This window comes from Paenibacillus sp. FSL R5-0623 (genome assembly GCF_037974265.1).
Taxonomy (GTDB): Bacteria; Bacillota; Bacilli; order Paenibacillales; family Paenibacillaceae; genus Paenibacillus.
The window spans coordinates 3212819-3238417 of sequence record NZ_CP150233.1 but is presented as its reverse complement, the minus strand read 5'-3'; the positions used below and the strand labels follow the sequence as shown (position 1 = coordinate 3238417).

Annotated in this window: 19 protein-coding genes; 3 read left to right on the top strand and 16 right to left on the bottom strand. The window is 46.4% G+C overall.

Annotated elements, in window-relative coordinates:
• Positions 1–35: 35 nt before the first annotated feature.
• From MKY92_RS14205 to MKY92_RS14155, 11 genes are all read right to left on the bottom strand, one after another.
• Positions 36–2093: a glycoside hydrolase family 65 gene (locus tag MKY92_RS14205; RefSeq protein ID WP_339301789.1), complete on the bottom strand. Its 2058-nt coding sequence runs from the start codon at positions 2091–2093 to the stop codon at positions 36–38.
• A 43-nt stretch (positions 2094–2136) separates the two neighbouring features.
• The gene (locus MKY92_RS14200; protein WP_339301368.1) at positions 2137–4431 is read right to left on the bottom strand and encodes an AraC family transcriptional regulator; all 2295 of its coding nucleotides are present in this window, start codon (positions 4429–4431) and stop codon (positions 2137–2139) included.
• A gap of 87 nt (positions 4432–4518) precedes the next feature.
• Positions 4519–6750 (bottom strand): glycoside hydrolase family 88 protein, encoded by a 2232-nt coding sequence (locus tag MKY92_RS14195; protein ID WP_339301367.1) that lies wholly within the window; start codon positions 6748–6750, stop codon positions 4519–4521.
• A gap of 1 nt (position 6751) precedes the next feature.
• Positions 6752–8080, bottom strand: coding sequence for a Gfo/Idh/MocA family oxidoreductase (locus tag MKY92_RS14190; RefSeq protein ID WP_339301366.1), 1329 nt, complete (start codon positions 8078–8080; stop codon positions 6752–6754).
• Positions 8077–9615 (bottom strand): extracellular solute-binding protein, encoded by a 1539-nt coding sequence (locus MKY92_RS14185; protein ID WP_339301364.1) that lies wholly within the window; start codon positions 9613–9615, stop codon positions 8077–8079. The genes MKY92_RS14190 and MKY92_RS14185 overlap by 4 nt, the downstream gene beginning before the upstream one ends.
• 23 nt (positions 9616–9638) lie before the next feature.
• Positions 9639–10508, bottom strand: coding sequence for a carbohydrate ABC transporter permease (locus MKY92_RS14180; RefSeq protein ID WP_083679484.1), 870 nt, complete (start codon positions 10506–10508; stop codon positions 9639–9641).
• 2 nt (positions 10509–10510) lie between these two features.
• The gene (locus MKY92_RS14175) at positions 10511–11470 is read right to left on the bottom strand and encodes an ABC transporter permease subunit (protein WP_091016421.1); all 960 of its coding nucleotides are present in this window, start codon (positions 11468–11470) and stop codon (positions 10511–10513) included.
• 268 nt (positions 11471–11738) lie between these two features.
• Positions 11739–12395 carry a hypothetical protein gene (locus MKY92_RS14170; protein WP_339301363.1) on the bottom strand — a complete coding sequence of 219 codons (657 nt, stop codon included), beginning with the start codon at positions 12393–12395 and terminating at the stop codon, positions 11739–11741.
• A gap of 176 nt (positions 12396–12571) precedes the next feature.
• Entirely contained in the window at positions 12572–13462 is an 891-nt protein-coding gene (gene murB / locus MKY92_RS14165) for a UDP-N-acetylmuramate dehydrogenase (RefSeq protein ID WP_237175468.1), read from the bottom strand.
• 203 nt (positions 13463–13665) lie between these two features.
• The gene (locus MKY92_RS14160) at positions 13666–14646 is read right to left on the bottom strand and encodes an SDR family NAD(P)-dependent oxidoreductase (protein WP_339301362.1); all 981 of its coding nucleotides are present in this window, start codon (positions 14644–14646) and stop codon (positions 13666–13668) included.
• Between the two features lie 165 nt (positions 14647–14811).
• The gene (locus tag MKY92_RS14155; RefSeq protein ID WP_339301360.1) at positions 14812–15423 is read right to left on the bottom strand and encodes a hypothetical protein; all 612 of its coding nucleotides are present in this window, start codon (positions 15421–15423) and stop codon (positions 14812–14814) included.
• 163 nt (positions 15424–15586) lie between these two features.
• On the opposite strand from MKY92_RS14155, the gene MKY92_RS14150 reads away from it, so the two are divergent.
• Positions 15587–16261: a methyltransferase domain-containing protein gene (locus MKY92_RS14150; RefSeq protein WP_339301358.1), complete on the top strand. Its 675-nt coding sequence runs from the start codon at positions 15587–15589 to the stop codon at positions 16259–16261.
• A 69-nt stretch (positions 16262–16330) separates the two neighbouring features.
• Here the strand turns inward: MKY92_RS14150 and MKY92_RS14145 are convergent, their stop codons facing one another.
• From MKY92_RS14145 to MKY92_RS14125, 5 genes are all read right to left on the bottom strand, one after another.
• Positions 16331–17734 carry a PQQ-binding-like beta-propeller repeat protein gene (locus MKY92_RS14145; RefSeq protein ID WP_339301357.1) on the bottom strand — a complete coding sequence of 468 codons (1404 nt, stop codon included), beginning with the start codon at positions 17732–17734 and terminating at the stop codon, positions 16331–16333.
• A 201-nt stretch (positions 17735–17935) separates the two neighbouring features.
• Complete coding sequence (locus tag MKY92_RS14140; RefSeq protein WP_339301356.1) at positions 17936–19987, bottom strand: serine hydrolase domain-containing protein; 2052 nt, start codon at positions 19985–19987, stop codon at positions 17936–17938.
• Positions 19988–20097: 110 nt separating this feature from the next.
• Positions 20098–21396 (bottom strand): GHKL domain-containing protein, encoded by a 1299-nt coding sequence (locus MKY92_RS14135; protein ID WP_339301355.1) that lies wholly within the window; start codon positions 21394–21396, stop codon positions 20098–20100.
• 1 nt (position 21397) lies between these two features.
• Positions 21398–22138, bottom strand: coding sequence for a LytTR family DNA-binding domain-containing protein (locus tag MKY92_RS14130; RefSeq protein ID WP_339301353.1), 741 nt, complete (start codon positions 22136–22138; stop codon positions 21398–21400).
• Positions 22139–22336: 198 nt separating this feature from the next.
• On the bottom strand, positions 22337–23101 hold the full coding sequence (locus MKY92_RS14125; RefSeq protein WP_339301351.1) for a YheC/YheD family protein: 765 nt from the start codon (positions 23099–23101) through the stop codon (positions 22337–22339).
• A gap of 202 nt (positions 23102–23303) precedes the next feature.
• Here MKY92_RS14125 and MKY92_RS14120 point away from each other — a divergent pair, with 202 nt between their 5' ends.
• Entirely contained in the window at positions 23304–24113 is an 810-nt protein-coding gene (locus MKY92_RS14120; RefSeq protein ID WP_339301349.1) for a DUF6492 family protein, read from the top strand.
• Between the two features lie 17 nt (positions 24114–24130).
• Positions 24131–25504: a sugar phosphate nucleotidyltransferase gene (locus MKY92_RS14115; protein ID WP_339301347.1), complete on the top strand. Its 1374-nt coding sequence runs from the start codon at positions 24131–24133 to the stop codon at positions 25502–25504.
• Positions 25505–25599 lie beyond the last annotated feature (95 nt).

The following is a 25599-nucleotide window of genomic DNA, read 5'->3' as shown; positions in this document are numbered from 1 at the left end:
CTGTATCGTTCAATCGAGGTTTAACGTTCTGATGATTACATCAATGGATGAAGACCTTCCCACTTCACAGTCCAGCTCCCATCCCGTGGAAATCCCGGATTCGCTTGTTCTCCTGCCCCTGTCCAGCCCGCGGCCATCATGGCGACAGCGGTTAGGAGACCACCGTTCCCGGGAAGATATGCCCACAACCCTGCTCTCTGATAGTTGTGTCCATTAGGCAAATACGTGTTCTTCGTGGCATCCATCATCAGGAAATCCACTGCAAGCTCTGGTTCATTCAATCTGGCTGCGGTCATCGCGCACATCGGAAAATCCCAACCCCAGGCGGATTCCCAGTCCCAGTATTCTTTGACCTTGAGCAACGTATTTCTCATGATCTCCGGATCGATTAATGAACCTGGCAATAGTCCAAGTGCTCCAACCATCGAGGGATGATCATGGTTTTTAACGTTGTAAGTGTCCGGACAATTCTCGTGTGCGAGATAAACTCCGTTCTCATATCGAGGTTTAGCCATGTGCGAAGCCACTCTTCGCCAGTCTGGATTGGCTGGATGATTCAAACGCTCTGCCCACAGGATGGCTATCTCCAAACCGAATTTCCAGTACTCCAGTTCATAGGGCGGATTCAAACTATCGCTCATCGCGTGATTCTCCTGCGCAGGGATAAGCGGCGGACCTAGCACATATGCTTGCCTTTTCCCATCCCAATGGGCATAGGACACCATAAATTCAGCCGCTTCAAATACGATATCCTTATACCTTGTTAACATAGCAGGGTCAGGCCGGGACAGATAACACATCTCAGCTAGTGCCATGGGATGTGGTTGCTGCCAGATCAATCCCGGAGCTACCGGCGACGGAGTCTGATGCCCGTTATAACCCACCATTTTGGGCCATCGCGCGCCGACATAACCTTGAGAGCGTGCCAGTTCGCGTGCTTCTGGCAGGATGGTCAGATACCAGTCCATACTCTTGCACAACAGATCGGTCCGATTCCAGAGTGGAAAATGCGCCGCATGCCACCAATGCATCTCCAGATGCATTTTGCCGAACCAGCTGTTATACATATATCCGGTCTCTTGTGGTGGCATGGACCCACCACTGTGCACCGCACTCAGGAACTGGGATAGGACCACTCTGCGCTCCAGTTCAGCGGCACGCGGATCCGAACTGCCTTCAAAATCAATCACTCCGCCATCATTCCAGAACTGCTTCCAGTGGACCGAGCTTGATCGCAACACTGTATCTGCTGGCAAGGTTTCCGGCTTATGTGCAGCAAAAGATACACTGCACGACCAGATGTCCAAGTCTGGTACGGCCTTGGGAGATAGTGTGAATTCGTGAGTTCCCGTCTGTTCAAGTTGCCCTGCATCCCAGATCCATTCCAATGCATACTCATCCTCATCCAGCACACGTTTCAATGATGCGGAAGTCGAATTGACCGATGTCAGCACAGTACTATGTCTGTCATGTTGCTTCCAGTCGGGGAAGACTGATTTTGACCAGCTCCGGTGTGTCATATCGGGCGATGGAAATACAACAAACAGTTGCAGACGCTGCTCACGGATTAATTCAGATTGAACACGAATGGCGATACAATCGAGCCGTGGGTCACAGGCTGTCTCTACACGCACTTCTTCCCCCTGCACGGTAAATTCACTGTGCAGAATTCCGGTCCATAGATTCAATTCCTGACGTACCGGGACGACATGGGTGACGTCCGTCTCCTGACCATCTTCTCCTAGCAAACGAAATGAAATGCGTCCAAGCTGAAGTCGATGCGGGTTCTGCCTAAGCCAGTGATAAGCTTCTTCCTTGTCTTCGGGCTTCATAGGGTATGGCACTTTGCGGCCATATGTCTCAAATGCCTGATAGACAATATCCTCATCTCCGAATACATGATGACCGCCCGTATAATGCCAACCCCAGTTGGATTGTGTACCAAGAGGTATTTCATACAGATCTGGATACGTCTGAAGTCCCGTAAAATCAGCACTGAATGCAAATTCTCCATTACCTACAGATAAAGGCGATCTCGGCTCAATCTGCGTTAATACCGGATGATTCCTGGTGACGACCGATTGTCGATCCATCAATGGCTCTGCCTCCTTGTCATTCTATGGGTTCAAGTATGGGTCAAGATTCCCGTAGTACACCCCTGCGGCTTCGCATTATCTCCCTGTACTTGCCCGGTGTAATGTCCTTGTATTTTCGATACACACGAATAAAGCTGTTCTCATGCTGATAACCCACCATCGTTGCGATCTCGGAAATTCTGTAATCCGTATCCAGCAATAGTTCACAGGCACGTTCCATCCGAAGCTTAGTGAAATATCCGTGGATGGTATCGCCCATTTCCTGCTTGAACAACTGGCTTGCCAAACTGCTTCCGATCCCGGCATGCTCGGCAATCTCCTGAATGCTTACCGGGTCTTCCAGGTGGTTGTTCATAAATGCAATCATCTGTTGACACAGTATGAAATCCTTGCTGAGCATAAGACTACCGAACCAATCAGCCAAACCTTCGATCTGGCTTCGCAGCACTTCACAGACAGCATCCAGATGCATGGTCCGCATATCCACCATTTCGAATCCACAGCCTTCTGTCTCGCGCTTCAGGCGAATACGTTCAAGTGTAGCTGCAACAGCTTCAAGAAAGGCCAGCGCTGATGAAGGATTCCATTGCTCGTGGATCAATTGACCAACTATCTTGTCAAAAGTCCTCAGGGCTTCTTCACCCCTGCCTGCTTCGACGGTCTCCGTCAGTTGAGTCATGAATTCAAGTTCTTCCAGTGTGTTCTCGGTCGGTTGCAGACCCGAGATCTCTTCAAACGAAATAACTCTTTCATATCCCAGGTAGAATCTGTAATCCAGCGCACTTTCCGCCTCATGCATGGCTCGCTGAAGTCGCATGAATCCGTCGTGCCCCCCGCTTACGCCGCTCGACACCTGAAACTTGAGCAAGCGAGGAATCATGCCAATCGTCTCTCGTATTGCTGTCGCTACGCTCTTGCTACCGCCAGAATGAATCGGTTGCAGCATCACGAGCATCCGGTCTCTGCCCAGATCGGCTGATAACACCCGCCATTGTCCAGACAACAGTTCAGCTATGATATTACCAATGGCAAATTTCAGCAGGGAGTGATCTGACTTCGTAAAGCGCTCACACCAGGCCTTATAATTATCAATCGACAACATGGCAATAGAGAGTGGCTCATCGCTCCAATCCTTGAAATAACGGCACCATTTCTCGCTAATTTCCCGACTTCCTGTCATATGTCCGTTATAAATATCCGTCAGAAATTTGGATGAAGCTTCCGGAAGGGTCTGCCTGAGATTGATGGCCTGCTGAGCATGATCCGTTAGCAATTGCCCCGTTATTTTCTCCAGATCAATCTGCTCCGGATGGATTCTCTCCTGGTCGTAACCGCTGAGCAGTTGTCTCATGCGTCTTACCGGTCTAAAAGCAGCTGCATTGTAAACTGTGATCGTAACCGCTCCTGCTACAAGAGCCAACAAAGATACGATAAAAACAATATTGCGGATCTTCTGTGCATTAGCCAGGAGACTGTCTTGTGATATCACGGACAGATAACGCCATCCGGTGTACGGTGAAATGGTCTGTGAAGCCAGTAAAAGCTTACCTTCATGTTTAAACTCACCAAGCTTTTCACCATCCAATTGAGTGAGTACATGACTGACCGCTTCCTCTCCGACGGCATAATTGCCGAGATCATATAAAGGCTGGTTGTTGGTGTCGAGGATGAACCGATGGCTGTCAAGGTCGGAGACGGATGAGAGCAGCATGTGCTCGAACATCTTCTCTGTCTTGAAATTAACTGCGATAATCCCTTTCAACTCGCCAGCGATCATTATTTTTCGGTAAAGTGTAATTTGCGGCATGGACGCACCAGAAGATGTGGAAATCTCACGTTGTTTGACCAGCATGGGACGCTCTTCAAGTTCATCGGCAATGCTAACCCAATCCGAATCCGGGAAATTAACCTTGCTGGAGCTGTAGCCTTGTGGGAAGGCAACAATGCTCTCCCGATTCATATCAAGGATGTAAGCGCTCTTAATAAAGGACGTACTACTGATTAAGGTTTCCAAAAATTGTACCAGTTCCGTAATATTGCGGTATGATCCCTGTACTTCATTGGTGAGAAAACGGTATACATTACTGTTCAGTGCAATTTTCACCGCAATCTGATCACTTTCCCGGATCACTTCATCAATATCATTCATGCTGATTCGCAGCATCTGGTGTTGCGGCTCACTTAATTCCTGCTGTAACACCGATTTGGAAGAATAATATGTCGTCATCCCCACCGCAATAATAATCATGAAGACAACAACAGTCAGAATCAGCAGCAGCCGGGTCTGGGTATTGGTGACATTGAATTTTAGCCACTTTAAGAAGGAAAGGGTCACAATTATCCCACCTCATATGCAATATACCGATATTATACCGTTCCCATATGCCCAATACGACCCGGTCCAACAGCCTATTTTCTCCCTCTAAAAAGATGATTTCTCCAATTTTTCCGGTGTTCCGACCCTTTCCGCAGCGAAAACCGGCGTGTTTGTCTGCCATTCTTGCATGGCAATAGTTTCAAGCCCAGCAAGAAGTACAATGCCGATCCCATGGGTATCATTCAGATTCCAACCCAGTTCATGCTTGTAATAATGATTCGTGAAGGAGTAGCTGGAGCCACGACATACACCGTATACATTGCCTCTTTTATCAATTGTGCGCTCCGAAAGCCCCTTCCACCCTTGATACGCCGCTTGTGCATAGGGTTTCGGATCTAAAAGCCAGCCCATTCGCACCCCCCTGGCATACGCATAGATGAACATGGAGGTACAGGATGTTTCCTCATACGATTCCGGGTCCGTTAATACCTGATGCCACAGTCCGTTTCTGCCCTGCAATGCCAAGTACCCTTCACACAATTCCCTGTAGAACTGAATGAGAACTGTATAGGATGGATGCTCTTGAGGAAGGGCCGTCAGCAGCTCCGATATGGAGAACAGCACCCAGCCGTTGCCTCGGCCCCACGGGGTTCGTGTTGGCTCACCTCGCTCCACATCGAATACATGGGACATGATTTGACGCTCTGGAATATACAGATACTTTTTATACAAAAGAACCTGTCTTGCCGCTTCATACAGCAGCTTATCGTCACCCGACCATTCGGCGTATCTACACAGGAACGGGATGCTCATATACAGATCATCACACCACATCGTGTTATCCATTGATCTGGAGACACCAATCTTGCGGTATAAAGTGCCATCTTCCAGACGGGACTGTTGATGCAAAATATAGTCAGCGATATGAGCTGCCGTCTCTGAAACGCCGTCCAACTTGCGCTCCTGATCAGCAAGCAGCATGGTGGCGCCGAAAGATCCACAGTCGTCCAGGCTGTCGATATGGGAGAGCTGATTATTCAGCCCAGCTGCACCATAACGCTCTCTGTCCCATAAGGAGTAGCTGAAACGTGCAGAGGCAAATTCAATGTGATTCAGCACGTAATCTCGAATATCCGATCGTTGACCTGCTTTGCCGAGCTGAAGCAATCCGTATAATGTGACGCCCAGGGGGTAGTTCCATCGGCCGAACCATTCATTTTCCAGAAATGGACGTACCTCTCCGTCTGGCAACTCTGTTCGCCAGTATACGTCTTCACCTGTTCCGCTACGAGCAGTCCGCTTCATCTTCTGGCAGGAAGCCAGATCAATCTCCTGTTCCACTTGAAAAGGACCCAGGAACAGCCACTTGCCTTTGTGCCCTTTCACATCCAGTGCGGGCGTCAACATCTCATCTGTAGTTGCATCCATACGGAATCCCCAATCCCGGTCTCCACATACACAGTTCGCTGTCAGATCTTGCACGACAGCAGACAATGGCAGTTCGAAGCGAAAGCGTCCGGCCTGCTCTTGATGGAATACCACCGTACCCTCCACCGAGAATTCAATCGGGCTGTAAGCCTCACCAGAGATTAGCACAATCTCCTTGCCACATTTCGTACCACTTATCTTCGTCCATGCATATGCAGACATGCCGCTGGTCAGTCCATACATCCGTGCCAACTGTCCATAAGGCGATGCCTTCTCGGGGTCTTCCTCCCGAGGCAACCAGTTAACGCCAGTAGCCTTCTCTCGCATGGGGCCAGAAGGAATTTCCGACAACGGAAAATCCAACGGCTCACTGTAGAGCCAGCCTTCTTCCCCATCTCGTTCGAGCGACGGCACAATGAAGTGAAGGGGTTTGTTCTTCCGGGAGCCAGTGCCGAACTGCCCACCTATCCCATTTTCGCCTGATTTGAATTCAAGAACGAAATGATTCCAGCCTCTGACCAGCCCACATTTTAGTTTCAGAACAGGTATAGCTGGATATTCCTCTTCAGGTGCAGAACCATAGACTACCATCCCATTATGGTATACTCTCAGCGGCCCGAAGCAGGTGATATGAAAAATAAATTCCTGATCACTGTCACTCCACAGTTTGGCCCATGCATAGACCTGTTGTCCTCTCTGCATGTCGGGGAATAGATCCTCCAATGGAAAGTCATAGCGGTGATCATCCGACTTGCGCACAAGTCCTGGCCTACTCACTCTGTAGACCGGGGGATGCGGAGGATTGGCTCCAATATACCTTCCCGCAATGCTCATCAGGGCGTGCATAACGTCTTCACCACTGTGATAAGCCATGCTCTCCTCCGGTTCAAAATACACAGGTCTGCTCATGTCACTTCTCCCTCCCTTTGTGCGTGGGCACTCTGCTGTTCCAACCCCCCAGCACTTCGTCTATGGAAATAGGCCGATGCTCTTCTACAGATCGCCACACTGCTTCTCCAGCCGCAACGGAATAAGCGCCGTCTTCAGCGCCAGACAGAATTCGGTAAGGGCGTCTCTTATCTTCGCCGAGGAAAATATCCTCCAGCAGCAGTGGATCTCCTCCTCCATGTCCACCTTCACGATGAACAACATGGATCGTTTCTTTTGAACCAAAGAGCGGAAAGTAATCGATCGTCTGGACGGGTGTGGGAAAAGGCGTCCGGGCCGGCATGTGATACTCCAATGTTTCTAGCCTGCCCTTCGTGCCATTCACGGCCAACCGGTACCCTTCGTATGGAAGGGAGAAATTAACTGAATAACTCATCAGCGCGCCGCCGCTATATTTCACGGTTGCGGCATACGTGTCTTCAATCTCAATGCTGGAATCGAAGATACACTGGTCGGGACGGTATGAAGTGTACGGAAACTCCTGCAGGCTTGCTGTACCGAGCTGGTTCAGATGATCATCCGGTACCCGAATCTGACGACTGCGGGACGTCCAGCGGGAATAATAGGCGCAATCTTCTGAGACATGGCATGTACGGCAATGTCTTCCGTCCTCCTGTGCCGGATTCCATTCGCCTTCAGCCCCGTAATAGTTCAGTGCTCCATAGGCAAAAACTTCAACTGGCTTTTGATTGATCCACCACTGGACCAGATCAAAGTGGTGAGTGCTTTTATGAACCGACAGACCGCCCGAGAATGCCCGTTCACGGTTCCACCGTTTAAAATAACTGGAGCCGTGATGGGTATCGATATACCAGTTAAGATCGATAGAAGTGACGCGACCGAGTTTCCCCTCCTGAATCAATTCCTTGATGCGCATGTGGATCGGCATATACCGATAATTGAACGTTACGATGACGTTGCCCTTACTCCTTGCTTCCGCTTCAAGAATGCGTCTGGCATCAGCGCCAGTAGTCGTCATTGGCTTTTCGGTGATAACATCGAGATCCCGCTCTAACGCGGCAACAATATAGTGGGCATGAGTATCGTCCCTGCCAGCCACGATGATGCAGTCAGGCCGAGTCTCATTGACCATGACCCCAAAATCCGAAGTGCCATATACCGCTACTTCTGTGTGCTCAGGAAAACGGGCGCGATAGACTTCAAACCGTGCAGGATCGCTATCCAGCAGGGCGACAACCTCTGAATTATGAGAGAACAGCTCATGAATTGGTTTTGCAAATTGTCCCAATGCTCTGCCGCTGACCCCGCATAGGGCATATCTCTTTTTCATTTTCTCACCTTCTCATACCATTCCTGTACACGCTGGGTGACCACTTCGCCCCCGGAAGCATTCCATTTCTTCACATATTCATCATAAGCCTCGATCGGCAGCTCGCCGATGACAATCTTGGTCAATACCTCTTGAAACAACTTGTGAGACTGGATATCAGGAAAACCTTCATACACAGAGGCTGGCAGACCGTCACCGGCAATTTGCCGCGCATCAGCAGTGCTGACTTCGAACATGTCTTTGACCATTTGCTGCTGATCTTCCGGATATGTCTCTTCAATTCGTTTATTCATGTCTTCTGCTGTAGTGAGATTCTTCATACCCAAGGCAAGCGGTTTGTTGTCAGCAGGTGGAAGAATGACTTTGCGTCCATCCTTGACTTCATGCTGCTCACCTTCAAGACCAAAGCGACCAAACTCATCATTTTCAGGATTATAGAAGAAGTCCAGCAGTTTCAGCGCATTTGGCGCATTATCCTGTTTGGTGGCTGGGATCATCCATTCCGGTTCACCCATGCTCTTCTGGGTGACAAAAGCTTCAAATCCTTCGGCTTTGGGCAACGGCATTGCTGCAATGTAGGCATCTGGAGCCTGGGTCAGCATCGCATTGTACCGATCTCGCACATTTGCAGGCAAATGGTACCAGCTGCCTACGAGGTTATTATTGATTTTGGCCTGCCACACTTCCCCTTTGTTCAGGAAGGTTTCATTGTCCAGCAGTTTTTCCACATATAACATGCGAATGAACTTGATTGCTTCCCGCATATTGTCGGTAGTTCCTGCGTACTGGATCTTTCCATCGTATTCATCCCATTCGGGATACCCTTCCCACATCGCTACCCCGTACATCGCAAACAAATGGTCCATCCATCTGCCGAATTCCCTGCCGCTTGTTGGCAGTTCATCCGGTTTGCCGTTGCCATTCGGGTCCTTGTCACGAAAGGCTGTGAGCAGCTCCACATAATCATCAGTGGTCTTTGGCATCTCCATGCCCACCTTATCCACCCAATCCTGACGAATTAACGGTGCGCGTTCAGGCACAAGGAATACCTTGGGCACATAATAGATTTTGCCATCAGGGGAAGCAGAGCGAACGATATCCCAAGCTTCCTGAGGAATACTCTCCCACACATGCGGTGCATATTCAGGCAGCAGTTCATCCAGTGGTAACGCGCCTCCCTGCTGAATCAGTGTCTGCTCAATACCTCCGATCGGACGCAGGATATCTGGCAGTTCATCGGAGGCAATCATCAGGTTTAAGTATTCGGATGGCTCCGAACCGGGTGGCGTTGTAATGAGTTCATACTGGACTCCCGTCTGTTCGGCGATGTATTTCACATGCGGATTATCCGCAGTTGGCAAGCTGCCAACGCCCATATGGCTTTTGAATACTTTGACTTTTGCAGCTCCACCACTGCCTTCGCCGTTACCAACGTCATTTCCGGAATTTGTAGTCGCTGAGCCACAACCAGCGACCAACAGCATGGCTAGACTGAGCATTAGCGGCATTATCTTGCGGGTCAGTTGTTTTCTCATGAAATCATCCCCCTGAACATGGTTTATTCTTTCAGTGATCCGAGCAATGAACCTTTCACAAAATACTTCTGTAAATAAGGATACACCAAAATAATGGGAACGCTTGCAAAAAGTATCGTCGCTGCCTTTAACGTGGTTGTATTGAAGTTGTAATCCCCAAGAAACATATTTACCTGGGCCAGTTCCTCCGGGCTGGTTAAATACGCTCGCAGCTTCATCTGCAAAGGCCAGAGCCCTGGATCACGTAGAAAAAGCACCGCCCGCTGGAACGTGTTCCAGTATCCCACCGCATAGAACAGACTGACCGTAGCCAGAACCGGCTTGGATAACGGTAAATAAATCTGAAACAGAATCCGGAAGTCATGACAACCGTCGATTCGGGCCGTGTCATCAAGTTCTTTGGGCAAGCTCATGAAAAAGGTACGCAGAATGACCATATTAAATGTGCCAATTACACCAGGAATAATCAGGGACCAGATGGAATTCATCATGCCCAGCTCCCTCACCGTCAGGAAGAACGGGATCATCGGTGCATTGAAAATCATCGTAATAACGATGCCCAGCATGACTTGTTTCCGAATCATGAATTCTCTGCGCGATAACGGAAAAGCGGTCAACACTGAAAATAACATACTAAGCGCAGTACCTACTACCGTAATGAATACGGTTACACCAAACGATTGCCATAAGCCCGAGCTTTGTAGAATGTGTTTCCATGACGCGAAAGTAAAGCCGACGGGCCACAAAAATACTTCTTTGGAGTCTGCGGCAACCGGCGAACTCAGGGAAACCGCAAGCAGATGTAGCAAAGGAAGGAGCATTGTAAAGGCCGCAAGCGTCAGGAAAATGTAGTTGGCGGTTTGGAACAGCTTTTCTCCAATCGTCTGCTTGATCATTACCACAACCCCTCTCCTGATTTTCTCGCAAGCCGATTGAAGACCCAGAGCAGAATGAAGCCAATCACCGACTGAAATAGACCAATCGCTGTTGTTACGCTATATTGCCCTTGCAGGACACCAGAGCGGTATACATACGTTTCAATGATATCCCCTACCGAGTAGGTCATCGGTGTCAGCAGGTTGTAGATCTGATCAAAGCCAAGTTCCAGGAAATTGCCGATATTCAGTAGGAACAGGGTTAAGATCGTCGGGAACAACGCAGGCAATGTAATGTAGATCGTCTGTTTCCAGCGATTTGCTCCGTCCATCACTGCCGCTTCATATTGCGTGGGGTCAATGCCACTTACCGCAGCGAGGTATATAATCGTTCCCCAACCTACCTCTTTCCAGATGGAGGACAGGACGACAATAGGTCGAAAATATTGCTCCTGTTGCATATACAGGATCGGCTCGAACCCGAACCATCCACGGACAGCGTTTACAAAACCACCCGAGGCTAGCACCTCAAACACGATCCCCCCGACAACAACCCAGGAGAGAAAATGAGGCAGATAAAACAGACTCTGCAAAAAGCGTTTGGCAAGCATTTTTCTCACTTCGTTGAACAATAGCGCTAGCAGGATGGGAGCAGGAAATCCGATCACCAGTTTGTATAAGGCAATCAGAGCTGTATTCCGAAGCACATGATAGAAATCCTGATACGTAAAAATAAACTTGAAGTTATCCAGGCCAACCCATGGGCTGCTCCATATGCCCTTCATAATCTGAAAGTTCTGAAATGCGATCACGCTTCCGCCCAGTGGAATGTACTTGAAAATAATATAGAACAAAATGCCGGGCAGGATCATGACATACAACATCCAGTGTTTTCGAATGTTACGCAGATAACTTGGTTTGACGGGTTTGTTGACTGTAACCCCGGGTTGCAACGTTGATGTTTCCGACAGCTCAGCCATACGATTGCGGGCCCCCTTTGACAGAATGATGGTGAATGACGAGCAGGCTCCTCTGTTCACATGTTAAGGGAGAGCGGGGTCAGCAACAATCGTTCATTCAGCCATAGCATGAGCCAATCGCTTGCGCGACGCGGGTTTGCAGGATCGGTTCATTCGCTGGCGGAATGGTTGGTACTACATTGGCAACAAAAAAAGGCCGCCATAGGCGACCTCTGAAGCGATTATGGTGTTGTTTACTTTTCACATTATGTCCTTAATAGTCCCTATCTCATTTCCTCAGAGTTAACGATCCGCTGTCATTGGCATCTTTAATTTGTTCATGTGTAATGAGTTTCCCTTCTTCGTTAAATCCCTTAATTATATATGGGATAGCCGCTGACGGAGGAAGGAAAACATACCAGATTAGATGTCCATGACTCACCTCAACCAGTTTCGCTTCGGTCTCAATCACTTTTCCATCTTCCTCAGTCTCTACATATAAACGTTTAATGGATGAATCTTTAATATTACCAAATAACATCGGAAACGGTGCCGATACTTTTTCTAATTTCGGTATGCTCATATAATTCAACGCAAACTTGGATTCAACTGATTCATTAATGGAATATCCTCCACCCCATACCCATTTCCATCCGAAAATGTTCTTGCGGGTATACTCCATCTGAAGATTACTGTTGTTTTCCCGACCCTTTTTTTGTGTAAACAAAATCATGCCCCCGTCCACAGCCTCCTGATGAATGAATTGGGAGGTATAAAACTCACCTCTAAATTCTTGAACGGCCCCTTGAGGACTGTTCGCTATAGGAATATGTATAGGTTCACTTAATCCCCAAACCTTGGATATCCGTTGATCGGCTAGGCCGCCAGCACGTTCATTCATATACATATATGCCAAGATTGACAGGGGCGATAGTAAAATTACCATTGCAGTGATTAGCAGTATTCTCCTGTTACGCTTGAACATCTCCATGTACACTCCTTATGATAACGATGAAATATTAAATACAATCCCTCTGATATTACCATAATTAGCTTGTTTGAGTATAATTCGTACAATCAAAAAAGGCCGCCATTGGCGACCTTTCAAGTCATTCATCGAAGCTATTCTCCCAGAAAGATTACTTCAGTTTCCAATTCAACTTGGAACGTATCATATACTTTCTTCTGAATAAATTGGATCAGATCCATATAATCCTGGGCAGTAGCGTGATCCACATTTACAATAAAACCTGCATGTTTCATGGAGATTTCAGCACCTCCGATGCGAGTGCCCTGCAAGTTGCAATCCTGAATCAGTTTACCGGCAAAATGTCCTTCGGGTCGTTTAAATACACTTCCACAAGAGGGAAACTCAAGCGGCTGCTTGGATTCTCTCAGGAACGTTAATTCCTTCATTTTGCTCGCAATATCTTCCTTGTTTCCTTTTTTGAGCCCGAATTCGGCCTCCAGTATGATATAGTGATCCATTTTGAAGAGACTATTTCGATAACCAAATTTCATCTCTTCTCGCGGGATCTCCAACACTGCGCCGTCTTTGGTGATCACAGTTGCACGTTCAACAACATCGGCGATCTGACCGCCATAAGCACCGGCATTCATGTAAAGTGCGCCCCCCGTGCTGCCGGGAATACCGCAAGCAAACTCCAAACCGGTCAAGCTATGCTCCAAAGCAAGTCTGGAGACATCAATGATATCAACGCCGCTTTGCGCAATCATGCTGTCCTCGCTCACTTTAATTTGATCGAAGTGGCTAAGAGAAATCGTTACTCCCCGGATGCCCCCGTCTTTAATAATGACGTTTGAGCCTTTCCCAATAACCGTCAGAGGTAACTGATGTAAGTTGGCAATTTCCACGATTTTAGTGATTTCGTCTATCGTTGTTGGATGGATGAGAATATCTGCGTTGCCACCTATTTTAATAAACGTGTGATTTTTTAGCGGTTCATTGAATTTCACTTTTTCCAAAGGTATCTGATGCTCAAAAATATTCATGATTTTCTCTCCCTGAATTCATAAAGAAATGATTGCACCATCGCGAAAATGAGATGCTCCTTCTTTATTATATGCTAAATAGGAGATTTTGTTTGAAATTATGTTGTTTTCATTATAATTAGTCGCATTCTCTTTAGATTTTGAACTTTTCCGTGATCTCCTGAATGGAAGCAAGCTGTTGCTCTGTTGCCGCGACTACATGATTATGAGAGTTCCATGTCTGTTTGAGTCAGCTTGGCCGATAGCTCCCATAAACGCATAGCTTGCTCAGGGTCGATGGCATACGGCTTGACCCCGTAGAAACCTCCATCCTCTGGAGCCATTTCACTGATGTCACAATCCTCACAGTAGACACCGCCTTTTCCCTCAAGCTGAGGTGAAGTTGCTGCCCAGACTTGCGTCGCTGCCCCCTGCTCAGGAGTTTTGAACGCAGGATTGGCCACTTGTCCAGATTCATCAATCCAGCCCAGAGCAATCATCTCCTCTTGTGGCATATGACGCTGTAGTGGTGTCATAATTCCGCCTGGATGAACGGAGAAAGCCCGTACTCCGTGCTTTGCACCTCGACGATCCAGCTCAACGCTGAATAAAATCGTTGCTGTTTTGGACTGTCCATAGGCAGGGAATTTCTCATAGCCCTGCTCAAGTTGGATGTCATCCCAACGAATTGCCGAGAAATGATGTCCAGCTGAAGCCAACGAAACCACGCGCGCGCCTTCCTGACTTGCGAGTGCAGGCCATAATTGATTAGTCAGGGCAAAATGGCCCAGATGATTGGTTGCAAATTGAGCTTCCCAGCCAGGACCTACCCGCGTCTCCGGACAAGCCATGATGCCCGCATTAAGAATCAGCATGTCGATGTTCCGATCACTCGCCAGAAACCGCTCGGCAAAAGCACGAACGCTGGATAAATCAGCGAGGTCCAATGCATCTATTTCAACACCTTCCAGACCAGAAAGTGCTTCCTTCGCAACCGCTGGACGACGCGCAGTCACCACTACACGTGCTCCCGCGTTAACAAGCGCACGTGTCGTCTCCAAACCGAGGCCGGAATATCCACCCGTTACAATAGCAAGCTGTCCTGACAAGTCCAGATCTCTCAATACATCTTCCGCTGTACTGTTATGATTGAAGCCAGAGCCCATTTTATGTTGTAAAGTTCGAGTATTATTTACCTGTGTCATTCTCTTCATCTCCTTTGGGATCGTTGCTGATGCTAGTCTACACCTTAGAGTGTGCTCTAAGTCAAATGGAAGTGAATATTTCATCTCGCAACTTCTCCGTGCAATCTGCAAAAGTAAAAAAGCCGCCAGTTGGCGACTTTCGTTGAAGAGATTATGATCATCTAGTTACGAATCACCCTGAACGGTGGATAACGAAACAAGGACCGGGCTGGCGAAATCAGAGGCCTCTTCGCCTTTTGGATTATGAAGACGGAATAAAAATGCGTCCCCTTCTTCTGATTTCCAGACCATATAATCACTAATGCCTTCTTCACCTGAGGCCTGAAGATAGAGCTCGGCATAACCAAGCGGGTGTTCTACCAGTTCTCCACTATAATCGGATACCTTACCGACTTTTTGTAATTCTTCTTTACCGGCTGTCTCCAATTCTGCAAGATTATAATCCGAAGGCAGTGGTTCAATATCTACATAATAGTCAGCGTTACTAGTCAGTGACAGACGGCCTTGAGCAGCATCAAATGTGAATTTCTCGAATACGTACAAGGAAAATTCTCCTCCTTGATGTAAGGTCGCCTCTAGTGATTGATTGCCGTCTGCGGTCAACATTTCAAAACTTTCGGTCTGTGGACGCGTTGTTTCATTCGCTTCTTCTGTTCCACCTACTGGCATTGATGGCTCAGGGATAGCCGAAGGTTCATTACTACCAGAGCAAGCTGCAAGTGTTAGAACTATAACGATTAACGAGATACTCATCAAAATAGAACGTGGTTGAAACATCAGGTTCATTCCTCCCTGTCTATATTCTGCGCTTACATGTTATTACCCATGGCAGAGACTCGGAACCCATAGGTCAAACCTATGAGTTTATCCATAATCAGTATTTCCCTTGATCCCTTCCAGTTTGTAAAATATGGAGAAAACCTCAAGGAGTGATGAGCACATGGAATTCTCAGTAAAGCAGCTGTTTGATAAGGTAGCCCAAGATTATGATGTGCAGCGAAAGCAGCTTATCCCTTGTTTTGATGATTTTTATGGAATGGCTCTGGATCTAATGGAAAGCCCGCTCGATTCTCCACGTATTCTTGATCTGGGTGCAGGAACGGGACTGCTCTCCGGATTGGTCCTGCAAAAGTATCCCAACGCGCGATTAACCCTGATCGATATTAGTGATCAAATGCTCGAAGGAGCACGTCGAAGATTTGCTGATGCAAACCAAGTACAGTATGTGATCGGGGATTACTCCAAGTACGATTTCACCGGTTCCTACGATATGATTATTTCCTCCCTGTCTATTCACCATCTGACCCACGCTGACAAGAAAAAGGTGTTTGACGCTGTACACAAGCTGTTAGAACCAGGCGGATGCTTCATCAACGCAGATCAGGTTCAGGGAAGAACCCCCGATACGGACACCTATTACCGCCAGCGCTGGTTAGAAGCGATTCATCAAAGTGGTTTGTCTGAGGAAGCCATCTCGGCTTCAATAGAAAGACGCAAGGTGGATATCAATGCCACGCTGGAGGATCAATTGATGTGGTTGGAGGAGGCGGGGTTTCGTGTGGCAGATTGCATGTACAAATACTTGGACTTTGCAGTGTTTTATGCGCAAAAATAAAAAAAGACCGGATTATTAGCAAGCTATGCCGTGATCCGGTCTTCACACATAATTTTTATTCTAAATCACTTATTTCAGCGACGCTGGCAGCTTAACGCCGAGAAGTTTACCTTCGGCTTGGATGATGATCATTCCGTTTGTCTTCAATGTCGTGTTATGCAGATCTCCCCCGGTAGCGACTCGAAAAGCTGACTGACCCGTCATCATGTTGAGGGCAAGCAGGGTGCCGTTACGTTGCGCTCGATACATTCCTTTACCGTAAACATCGATCTGAGAAATGGGAGCATCCCCATGCCATTGAACCTCTTGACCGTTAGCCAACTTGATGCCTGTGAGTTCACTGGTGTCGAGGTTCTTGTATATCAGTCGTTCCTGTACAATGCCAAGCAACGCCATCTTGTCCCCGTAAGGTCGCTGAAAAGTTCGAAGGGGCGCTGTTCCCGACTTAGTCAAATTCAACGGATACTCCGCTATCTTGTCTCCCTGTTCAATGTACAGTTTGTCTTTATGAACAAGTATACCTCCTCGACCATTCGTATACGGTGGGTCTCCCGGCATTGTCCACGTATACTCCTGACTTCCTTTTAACACACCGGTCTTCAGGTTGTATGCGTTGATCTTCCATTCGCGTTCAGGTGACGAATCATATTCCTCCAGCATTGGAGAATAGGTGTCCACCGAATACACAAGACCGTCTTTGATCTGAAGAGCTCGCCCCTGACCAAAATGATCCCATAGCTTTTTGCCCGTTTTCTTGTCATATGCATTAAGCTGAATGGATGTAAGTGCCCCTTGGACAAAAAAGGTTCTCAGCACCACACCATTAGACTCTTCGAGATATTCGGTGCCATGACCTTCACCCAGCGGTTCATCCGCCTCCCAACGCAGTTTGCCTGACTTGATATCCAGTGCAAACGTTGTACTTCCTTTAATCACGTAGAGGGTATCCACCGTTGGAATCAGAGCTTCCGTACGGTTATACGTATCAATCCAGGTGGATGTGCCTGACTGCCATTTTGCTTTGCCTGTCTTCGCATTCAAGGCATAAGGCTTATGATCACTGGTCAGTCCGTAGAGAATCCCACTTTGATAGGTAATATAAGGAGTCAGTTCTTTGCCGTAATTCCACAACCGTTTACCTGTTGTCGCATCAAGTGCAATCAGCTTTGATCCAGCAAACGTGAATACTTTTCCTTCTTCTGCGATGGCATTAACTCCAACATACGTCTCGTTCATATTCAGATAGTTATCTACTTTCGCTGTCCAAGAAGGTTTCAGTTCAGGTACAGTGATTCGTTGATACGAATACCAGTTACGGATGGATACATCCGATGCTTCAGCATGTGCCTGCGATGGCAACACGCCGATAACGCCGTGAACCATCAGCATTCCGGCAGTAATGCCTGCAATGATGGGTCTTCCTGCTCTTTTTTTCCATTGCATAGTCGTTTGACGTTTATGTCTATTGATCATAGGTAGTGATTCCTCCTGTTAAAAATGAGCCTGATATATAACTACATAAATATAACGAGTAGTGAAGCCGAATTGTTACCAGATTGTTAAATTATTCTAAAAATGAAATCAAAAAAGCCGCCTTACGGCGACTTCCTGAATACGACATGATTTATGTGACGAGTTACAAATGTGATTTTGTAACGCAGTCCCTGCTTTACTTTACTTTAATTCAATCTGGAATACATCACCGGCATCCCCACCAAAAACGATAAAACCACTTTTCGGGAGCTTCGTCGATTCCTGATTGGTTGCTACAGAGAAGTCAACCATTTCCCCTTTATCATTATACACTGCATAACCTCCGGTCTTCGGAGAATCCACCGTGATGGATTTGTTACCCGATCGGGCATCGATCGCATACCATCGGGCCTGACCGTTAGCCGGAATGGTTGTCACTCCTTTTTTCCCACCAAAGATTGGCGTAAGGGCATCCTCTGCAATGAATTCCTGTCCATCCTGCATCAAAATCTCGGCGCCATTCTTCGTGTAAAATTTCAGATCAAACGCGTCTCTTCCGTTCATGACTGGAATCTCAGCAACATTCTCTGCGTTGTTCGCATCCTTAATTTGCGTGCCATTAGCATAGCCATTTTTGGCATCAACGGAAAGGTTCTTGATCAGCATCGATGGAAACAGATAAAAGATCGATGTTATTTTTTCATCCAACGCGTAATATTTCGAGCCGTCACGAGCTGTCCATTTCTCTTTTGTTGCTACATCCAGTGCATTATGTTCCAACTTTTGATAATCATACGTGTTCATCACCGTTTGACCTAAACCGGGTAACGTAATCATGCCCTGAACTTTAACATACACCTTGTCATTACGTTCCTTCACAAAGCTAGCTTTTACACTGCCATCCGCACTTGTAAAATGTTCGTCGCCTGTGTACACATATTTCTGCTCTGGAATAATTCCACCCAGCAAGGCAGGCAGTTGCATCTCACCATCATTGATCTTTATGTCCAATGTCTCTCCTACCGTACCATAGAGACCGGAGTACGCGCTTAATTCTGTTGGCATCTTCACTTTGACAGGTGGTGAGAATTTCTGATCAGGCTGAACATCGTCGATGATGCCCTGATCCTCCAGAACGTCCAGTAGCACTTTGCTGGCAAACATCTGATTGTAGACGGAAGATCCGCCAGATGATAGAACCGCCATCGAAATATCATGTTCCGGTATGGTGATTAACACGGCATGATATAACATGGTGTCTCCGCCCTTGGCAAGTGCAGTAATCCCATAATCGCTGAACGGTGCAAGGTCAACCGCGTCCCAGCCCAAGCCATAATTGATCGTATTTTGTTCATCCGATACCCATATGCCATTACGATATTCATGAGATTGCATGGCTTTCACAGCAGATTCGGACAGAATATCCGGTCTGTTCCCCATTAAAACCTCTCCGAATTGGCTCAATTCTTCTGCGGTAGAGTACACTCCGCCGGTGCCGATAATGTTAGCATTTTCGGTAGGCATCTTCATCTCAAGTGTAGGCCAATAGGTTTCGGATAACTGCGCTCTGTCAAAGGAATCTAGTGGTGTCTTCGTTGATTCCAACTTCAACGGCTCGCTGATATACTTGGCGATATATTCGCTGTAGCTTAAACCACTCACCCGTTCAACCAGGATTTCAAGCAATTGAAAACCGTCATTGGCGTAGACGGAGTATGCGCCAGGTTTGGATTTCAGTTTTTCGGACTGAAGTTTGAGCAATAACTCATCATGATTGCGGGTGTCGTTATCGTCAAACAACATGCTGTTTCCATAATGTGTACCGTAAAGACCGGATGAATGATTCATCAACATGCGTGGTGTGATTTGAGTATAGCGCGCATCTGCCATTTTAAAGTCCTTGATATACGAAGTAAGCGGCTCATCCAGATCTACTTTACCGGAATCGACCAGCTTCATAGCGGCTGCTGTAACAACCATTTTGCTAACCGAACCTATGCCATACATGCTATCCTTGTCTATTGGCTTCTGTGATGCCTTATCGTGCAGTCCTACACTATCTGATAAAATATATTCTCCTTCATCCATGATCGCATATTGCACACTGGTGACACCGTAGGTTTGCACCATCTCCTTGGCGATCTGCTCCGCCCGTGCCTCAATCGTTGCACTGTTATTCACCTCTGCGCTGACAGATGTCAGCGGCGTAATTACAAGCACCGCTGTACATAAAAGACTAATTAATTTCTTCATCCTATGTCCTCCCTCAAATGTTCTTATGAATGAATTCATCATATCCGGGAAGAGACTGTTCGAACGCAAACGGACCCTGAATGGAAAAAAACAACCCCTGAATGGTAGATTCAGGGGTTGTCGGTGTGGAACGGAAGCACGACCATGTTGTTAAATTTCCGATGCTGATGCTCAATACTCATATGTCCACCATATTTCTCGCACATTCTCGATATATTGGTTAGACCGATCCCATGGTACTCCGGATTGGGCTTGTCACTTTTCAAGTCAACGATCGGTTGCTCCACATGATTCATAATCTGGATGACAAGTGCAGATGATGTGGAGTGAATGGCAATAAGGATATATCGATCCTCGGCCTGTCTAACCTTCTTGGAGGCTTCAATTCCGTTATCGAGCATGTTACCCAGCACCACACACAGATCGTACCGATCAATCTGCACATGTTGCGAGTGAAGCTGGATTTTGGTGTCGATTTTGATCCCGTTTGCCTGCCCCATAGCAAGCGTATTTGTAACGAGAGCATCAATGACCAGATTGCCGGAGTTCACCCGTTGGTACGCACCTTCAATGGTATTTAATGTAGACTTGATATGGTCACCTGCCGCCGCCAGTTCGTTACGTTGGATACATTCATCAATATACAGAAACTGCTGGTTAATATCATGGATGATGGATTTAATGTTTTTGAAACTGTGAACGGTCTTCTCATAGTTGGCATCCTGATGATCCATCTGACGCTGTAACTGGGCATTTGCATGCGCAAGCTGTACCTTTTCCACCATATTGTCGAATACATAGACTATGAACACATTGAGAAAAAGAGAGCCCAGTACAGAAAAGACGTAAAATATGTTCTTTTCACTGTATATGGAGGCCACATTGATCTGATAGATCGTAATGATCGGTACGATGAGAAACAACAAATAATACCGATAATGAACGGCAAAACTTCTACGTTTGGCGACGAGACGGACAACTTGAATGACAACGAACATGATGCTGCAACCAAGCAGCATCACTTTGGAGAGAATCCAGTGGTCTTCTCCGTTGAACTGATCCATTGAACTGTAATCCGCGGATTCCAGAACACCGAGAATATATACAGCGATGGCATTTGCCATAGTAATCAGAACCGCATACAGGATGGTAAAAACAAGCTTGATTTTGAACTCCACTTCATAGGACTGTGCCAGACTGAAGATTAATAACAGAGCAACAGCAGTAGAAGCGATATCTGAGAAAGAAGAGACCAAATAAAAATAACCCAACATGACAAATACCAAGAAATAGATCGCTCTACGCGGCTTCCGGCTGGACTTGCCCAACACAGAATCAAAATAAAAATTCGCCTGAAATGCCATAAGCAAGGTCACGAAGATGATGGAAAAGATCATATAGGTATCCATATCATTGAATCCTCATAATCATGTATTTGGTATAGGCATCTTTGACTTCCTTGACTTTGGAGCGACCTATGGGCAGTTCCGTTCCATTCAACATGACGACTTGGGTGCCGGAAAACTTCTTAACATGCATCAGGTTGATGATAATCGAGCGATGAATCTGCAAGAAACCATGATCTTTCAAACCGGTAGCGTAGCTGGATAAAATACCTTTGGTCTCATGTACATTTTCCTGAGTCACAAAATTCAACTTGTTCTTGATCGTTAAACTTTTGACCACCTCAATCCAGAGAATATCATCATATTTCAGCAGCAGTTCATCATAGTCTGATTTGATTAGTACATACTTTTTGTCCAATGCCTGAAAATATTGACACAGCTTAATCATCTTTTCCTCGAAAACTTGCGGCTGGATTGGCTTGATCAGATATTGAAAGGTGATGACATCAAAGCTCTCCACCATATATTCCGGGTAACTGGTCAGAAACATAATCTGTAGATCCAGAAACTTCATGTTCCTGATCTCTTTAGCGGTCTGAATCCCGTTCATTCCGCCCATCTCCACATCCAAGATAAGAATATTGAATGTGTCCCCAACCTCTCTGTAGTGCGAGAGCAGTTGTTCACCAGATGTGAATAGGCTAATTTGAAAATCAGAATTGGTTTTTAGAGATAAGGAGACCAGCATCGTTTTCACACGTTCTCGTTGCTGCTCCTCATCATCACAGATTGCAATATTGAACATGGGGGAACATCCGCCTTTCATCGACATCGACTCTGAATTTCACTCTCGAATATACTATTTTAGCATAGGTTTCGGAGTCAAATTGGGATGAAATGCATTATTCCGACCCTAAAACGCAGATCAACAAAAAAAGTCGCCACATTGGCGACTCTTGAGCTTGAAACCTTCTCCAGCCATTCCTATGAAAAGTCCGGTCTGTTATTTTGTTTTTTTGGGCACAGCATGACGGTAATATCGTATTACCTTGCGATACATCGTCTTGTCCTTTAATTGATTGAATATATATGGATCAGGTTTGACATTCACTTCAATAATCCAGGGTTTCAGACTGTGGTCAAGGCCGATATCTACACCGATTTGCATTAGATACGGATACTTTTTTTTCATATGACGAGCTATGCGCAGGCTAAGTTCATTCATCTCTTGAACCAGTTCATTTCTGCGTTTGGTGGATGCATGTGATTTTAGCAGCTTGTGAATATCCATCGGTGTACCACCACTATGATAATTGGTTACGATTTTCTTTGGATGACCCAGTCGGCCGATGATTCCGGTAGCTTCCCAATGTTTGGTCGGGCTTAGCTGTATCATGACACGGATGTCAAAACGTCTGTTATTGTGCTTAAGCAGATGGATTCCTCTCTGAATCAGATAACTTCTTTTATGCACCAGACGAGTCAGACTGTTATAAAACGATTCAAAGCTGTCAAACGTCAGGCGTTTTTGCTCTATTTGATAGACAAAATGTTGATGACTTTCCATCTCGGCCTTAATAACACCCATCCCGAAAGTACCTCTCTCGGGTTTGACATAGACCATTCCATATTTGCTGATCATGGATTTCAGATTCGTCTTGTTATATTTCTGTGTGTCGGGGATAAACGGTTTAATTAATTCATTATTAATGATCAATTTTGTTTTTAACCACTTGCTTCTTAACGGCTGCAACTTATCAACTCCCATGTCGTAAACTCTCCCTTCAGCAACCGCATCAAAGCCTGCTGTTTGATCAAGATCCTGCAAGCATTATATGTAATACCGATAAATGAACCCTCAACATAAGCCCCTATTGGTAAAAATGTATATTTGCACATGCCCTGACCAAAACACTTTTGCACACATACCATATAATGAGTCATCACGATTTGTGCAAGGAGTTGAGAAGATGTCCGTCCAGCCTGGAATCCGGTTGAATAATGCGCCTAAGATTGATGTTCTTATACCCGCGATCGAGAAAGATTTGGCTACCCTTCCCCTCGTCATCGATAACATTCGCCGTTATGTAAAACATCCCATTGGAAGCATATATATTGTTTCTCCGGTCAGCACCAAAATCAGAAAACTTTGTTCCCTTAAAAACTGCATTTTTGTTAATGAGCGATCCGTCCTGCCTATAACCAAAAACGACATACACTACCAGTCCTCCCGATGGAATCGGTCAGGCTGGTTATATCAGCAGTTGCTCAAAATGAACGGAGATTCCATTGTGAAGGCAAAGTACTTTCTAGTCATGGATGCAGATACCGTACTGATTAAACCTCATTCATTTCTTGTAGAAGGCAAAACAGTATTTTACTGCCGTGACTGGAGCCAGCCGGAATATTTCAATACCTACCGCAAGTTGTTAGGCATGAAAGCTCCGCGCCCCCGCTCTTTTGTCACCCATTATATGCTGTTCGACAAATCGAAACTCGCTGCCTTAAAACAGAAAATTGAAGCGGTTCATAAGCTGCCATGGTACAAAGCGATCATCTCTAATATCAATAAGAAGAAACAGTTTGGTTTCTCCGAGTATGAAACGTATGCCAATTTTATGTATACAAAGAACCCAGGCAGCATGGTCCTTAGAAGTTCCAAGAATAAAAGTCTGAATATGAACGCTTCTTCGTTAAAAGAGCAACAAATCCGCAATCTTGCTCTTAAATATCGTTCTCTTTCCTTTCATAAACGGAAAATCTATAGTAAAGCTCCCTGAGCTTAAGGAGGAAGCCCATGCATATCGTACTGCTGTGCGGCGGCTCTGGCAAAAGGCTCTGGCCGTTATCCAATGAGCTTCGCTCCAAGCTGTTCATAGATATACTTCCATCACCCGCTGGAGGTAGGGAATCCATGATCAGCAGAGTATGCCGCCAGCTTGACAGTTCATGCCTAACGGATTCAACACTCATTATTTCACATCAGGATCAGGCTAATATTACGGCACGACATACTCAAGGCAAAATACCAGTCATTGGGGAACCTTATAAACGAGGCACTTTTACTGCGGCGGCCTTAGCGACCTTATATCTGCAATCCTTCCGAATGGCCAAAGATGACGATGTGATCTGTATCGCGCCAGCTGATGTGTTCGCAGGTGAAGATTTTTTCAGCAATTTCCAATTACTGCCGGACATATTGAAACATTCTCAAGCCGATATCGCTTTAATTGGGACAAGGCCTACACATGCTTCAGAACAGTATGGATACATCCTGCCGGGTGGGCAAGAACGTAATGCTTATGCGCCCATAACACAATTCATAGAAAAACCCGAAGCCACCATTGCTGAAACGCTGCTACAACGTGGGGCACTATGGAACTGCGGTGTGTACGCATTCACCGTCGCGTTTATGATATCCCATATTAAAAAAATGGGGCTTCCGGTTCATTATGATCAATTGTCGTCCCTGTATGAATCGTTGCCTGAACGCAGTTTTGACAAGCATGTTGCAGAAAAGGTACAGCGGGCCGTAGTCCTGCCATATAAGGGAGTATGGCAAGATATCGGAAGCTGGGATACGCTGTGCGAGCAGTTAGATACCCATGTAATCGGACTCGGTGGAATCTCGGGTTCTTCCTCCGATTCCTATATTATTAACGAGCTTCCCTACCCCATCCAAGTCATTGGCGTGCCAGGTATTATCGCTGCCGCAAGTCCGGATGGCATTCTCATTGCCAACAAAAATAATTCAAATGAAATTAAAGCGCAATTGGGTAACTTGCCATTAAAACCGATGTATGGTGAAGCAACCTGGGGCAGTTATCGTGTCATAGAAGGTTCGTTAGACAATGAGAATACAACTGTAACCACATTAAACATAACGGTTCTACCGGGCAAACATATCGGGTTGAACTGGCATAGAACTGGGTGTAGAGCATGGACCGTGCTTGCAGGCAGTGGGCAAGTGCTTGTCAACGGAAAGGTCATGCAAGTGAGTAGGGGCAATCAGTTCGCAATTACCAAGGAGAGTCTCTTTTCTATTCTGGCTGAAACCAGGATGGTGATCCTTGAGGTCCGGATCGGAGTAACAGAGGAGAAAGACAACATACTTTTTGAAGAAGAAGATTGGAATGTAATCCTAAAAAGTGCAGGTTCATTTAACGCTTAATGGGAGAATGAACCGATTCAATCTGCATGTCTTATAGCCCCTTCCATACGCGGAAGGGGCTCATTGGCATAATTAAGGGAAACCTGACACTTCTT

Excerpts from the sequence above, each read along its gene's own strand:
- MKY92_RS14130 (WP_339301353.1), bottom strand. The coding sequence starts at position 22,138 with ATGTTCAATATTGCAATCTGTGATGATGAGGAGCAGCAACGAGAACGT.
- MKY92_RS14175 (WP_091016421.1), bottom strand. The coding sequence starts at position 11,470 with ATGGCTGAGCTGTCGGAAACATCAACGTTGCAACCCGGGGTTACAGTC.
- MKY92_RS14140 (WP_339301356.1), bottom strand. The coding sequence starts at position 19,987 with ATGAAGAAATTAATTAGTCTTTTATGTACAGCGGTGCTTGTAATTACG.
- MKY92_RS14205 (WP_339301789.1), bottom strand. The coding sequence starts at position 2,093 with ATGGATCGACAATCGGTCGTCACCAGGAATCATCCGGTATTAACGCAG.
- MKY92_RS14150 (WP_339301358.1), top strand. The coding sequence starts at position 15,587 with ATGGAATTCTCAGTAAAGCAGCTGTTTGATAAGGTAGCCCAAGATTAT.
- MKY92_RS14125 (WP_339301351.1), bottom strand. The coding sequence starts at position 23,101 with ATGGGAGTTGATAAGTTGCAGCCGTTAAGAAGCAAGTGGTTAAAAACA.
- MKY92_RS14190 (WP_339301366.1), bottom strand. The coding sequence starts at position 8,080 with ATGAAAAAGAGATATGCCCTATGCGGGGTCAGCGGCAGAGCATTGGGA.
- murB (WP_237175468.1), bottom strand. The coding sequence starts at position 13,462 with ATGAATATTTTTGAGCATCAGATACCTTTGGAAAAAGTGAAATTCAAT.
- MKY92_RS14135 (WP_339301355.1), bottom strand. The coding sequence starts at position 21,396 with ATGGATACCTATATGATCTTTTCCATCATCTTCGTGACCTTGCTTATG.
- MKY92_RS14185 (WP_339301364.1), bottom strand. The coding sequence starts at position 9,615 with ATGAGAAAACAACTGACCCGCAAGATAATGCCGCTAATGCTCAGTCTA.
- MKY92_RS14115 (WP_339301347.1), top strand. The coding sequence starts at position 24,131 with ATGCATATCGTACTGCTGTGCGGCGGCTCTGGCAAAAGGCTCTGGCCG.
- MKY92_RS14195 (WP_339301367.1), bottom strand. The coding sequence starts at position 6,750 with ATGAGCAGACCTGTGTATTTTGAACCGGAGGAGAGCATGGCTTATCAC.
- MKY92_RS14170 (WP_339301363.1), bottom strand. The coding sequence starts at position 12,395 with ATGGTAATTTTACTATCGCCCCTGTCAATCTTGGCATATATGTATATG.
- MKY92_RS14120 (WP_339301349.1), top strand. The coding sequence starts at position 23,304 with ATGTCCGTCCAGCCTGGAATCCGGTTGAATAATGCGCCTAAGATTGAT.
- MKY92_RS14160 (WP_339301362.1), bottom strand. The coding sequence starts at position 14,646 with ATGACACAGGTAAATAATACTCGAACTTTACAACATAAAATGGGCTCT.
- MKY92_RS14145 (WP_339301357.1), bottom strand. The coding sequence starts at position 17,734 with ATGATCAATAGACATAAACGTCAAACGACTATGCAATGGAAAAAAAGA.
- MKY92_RS14155 (WP_339301360.1), bottom strand. The coding sequence starts at position 15,423 with ATGTTTCAACCACGTTCTATTTTGATGAGTATCTCGTTAATCGTTATA.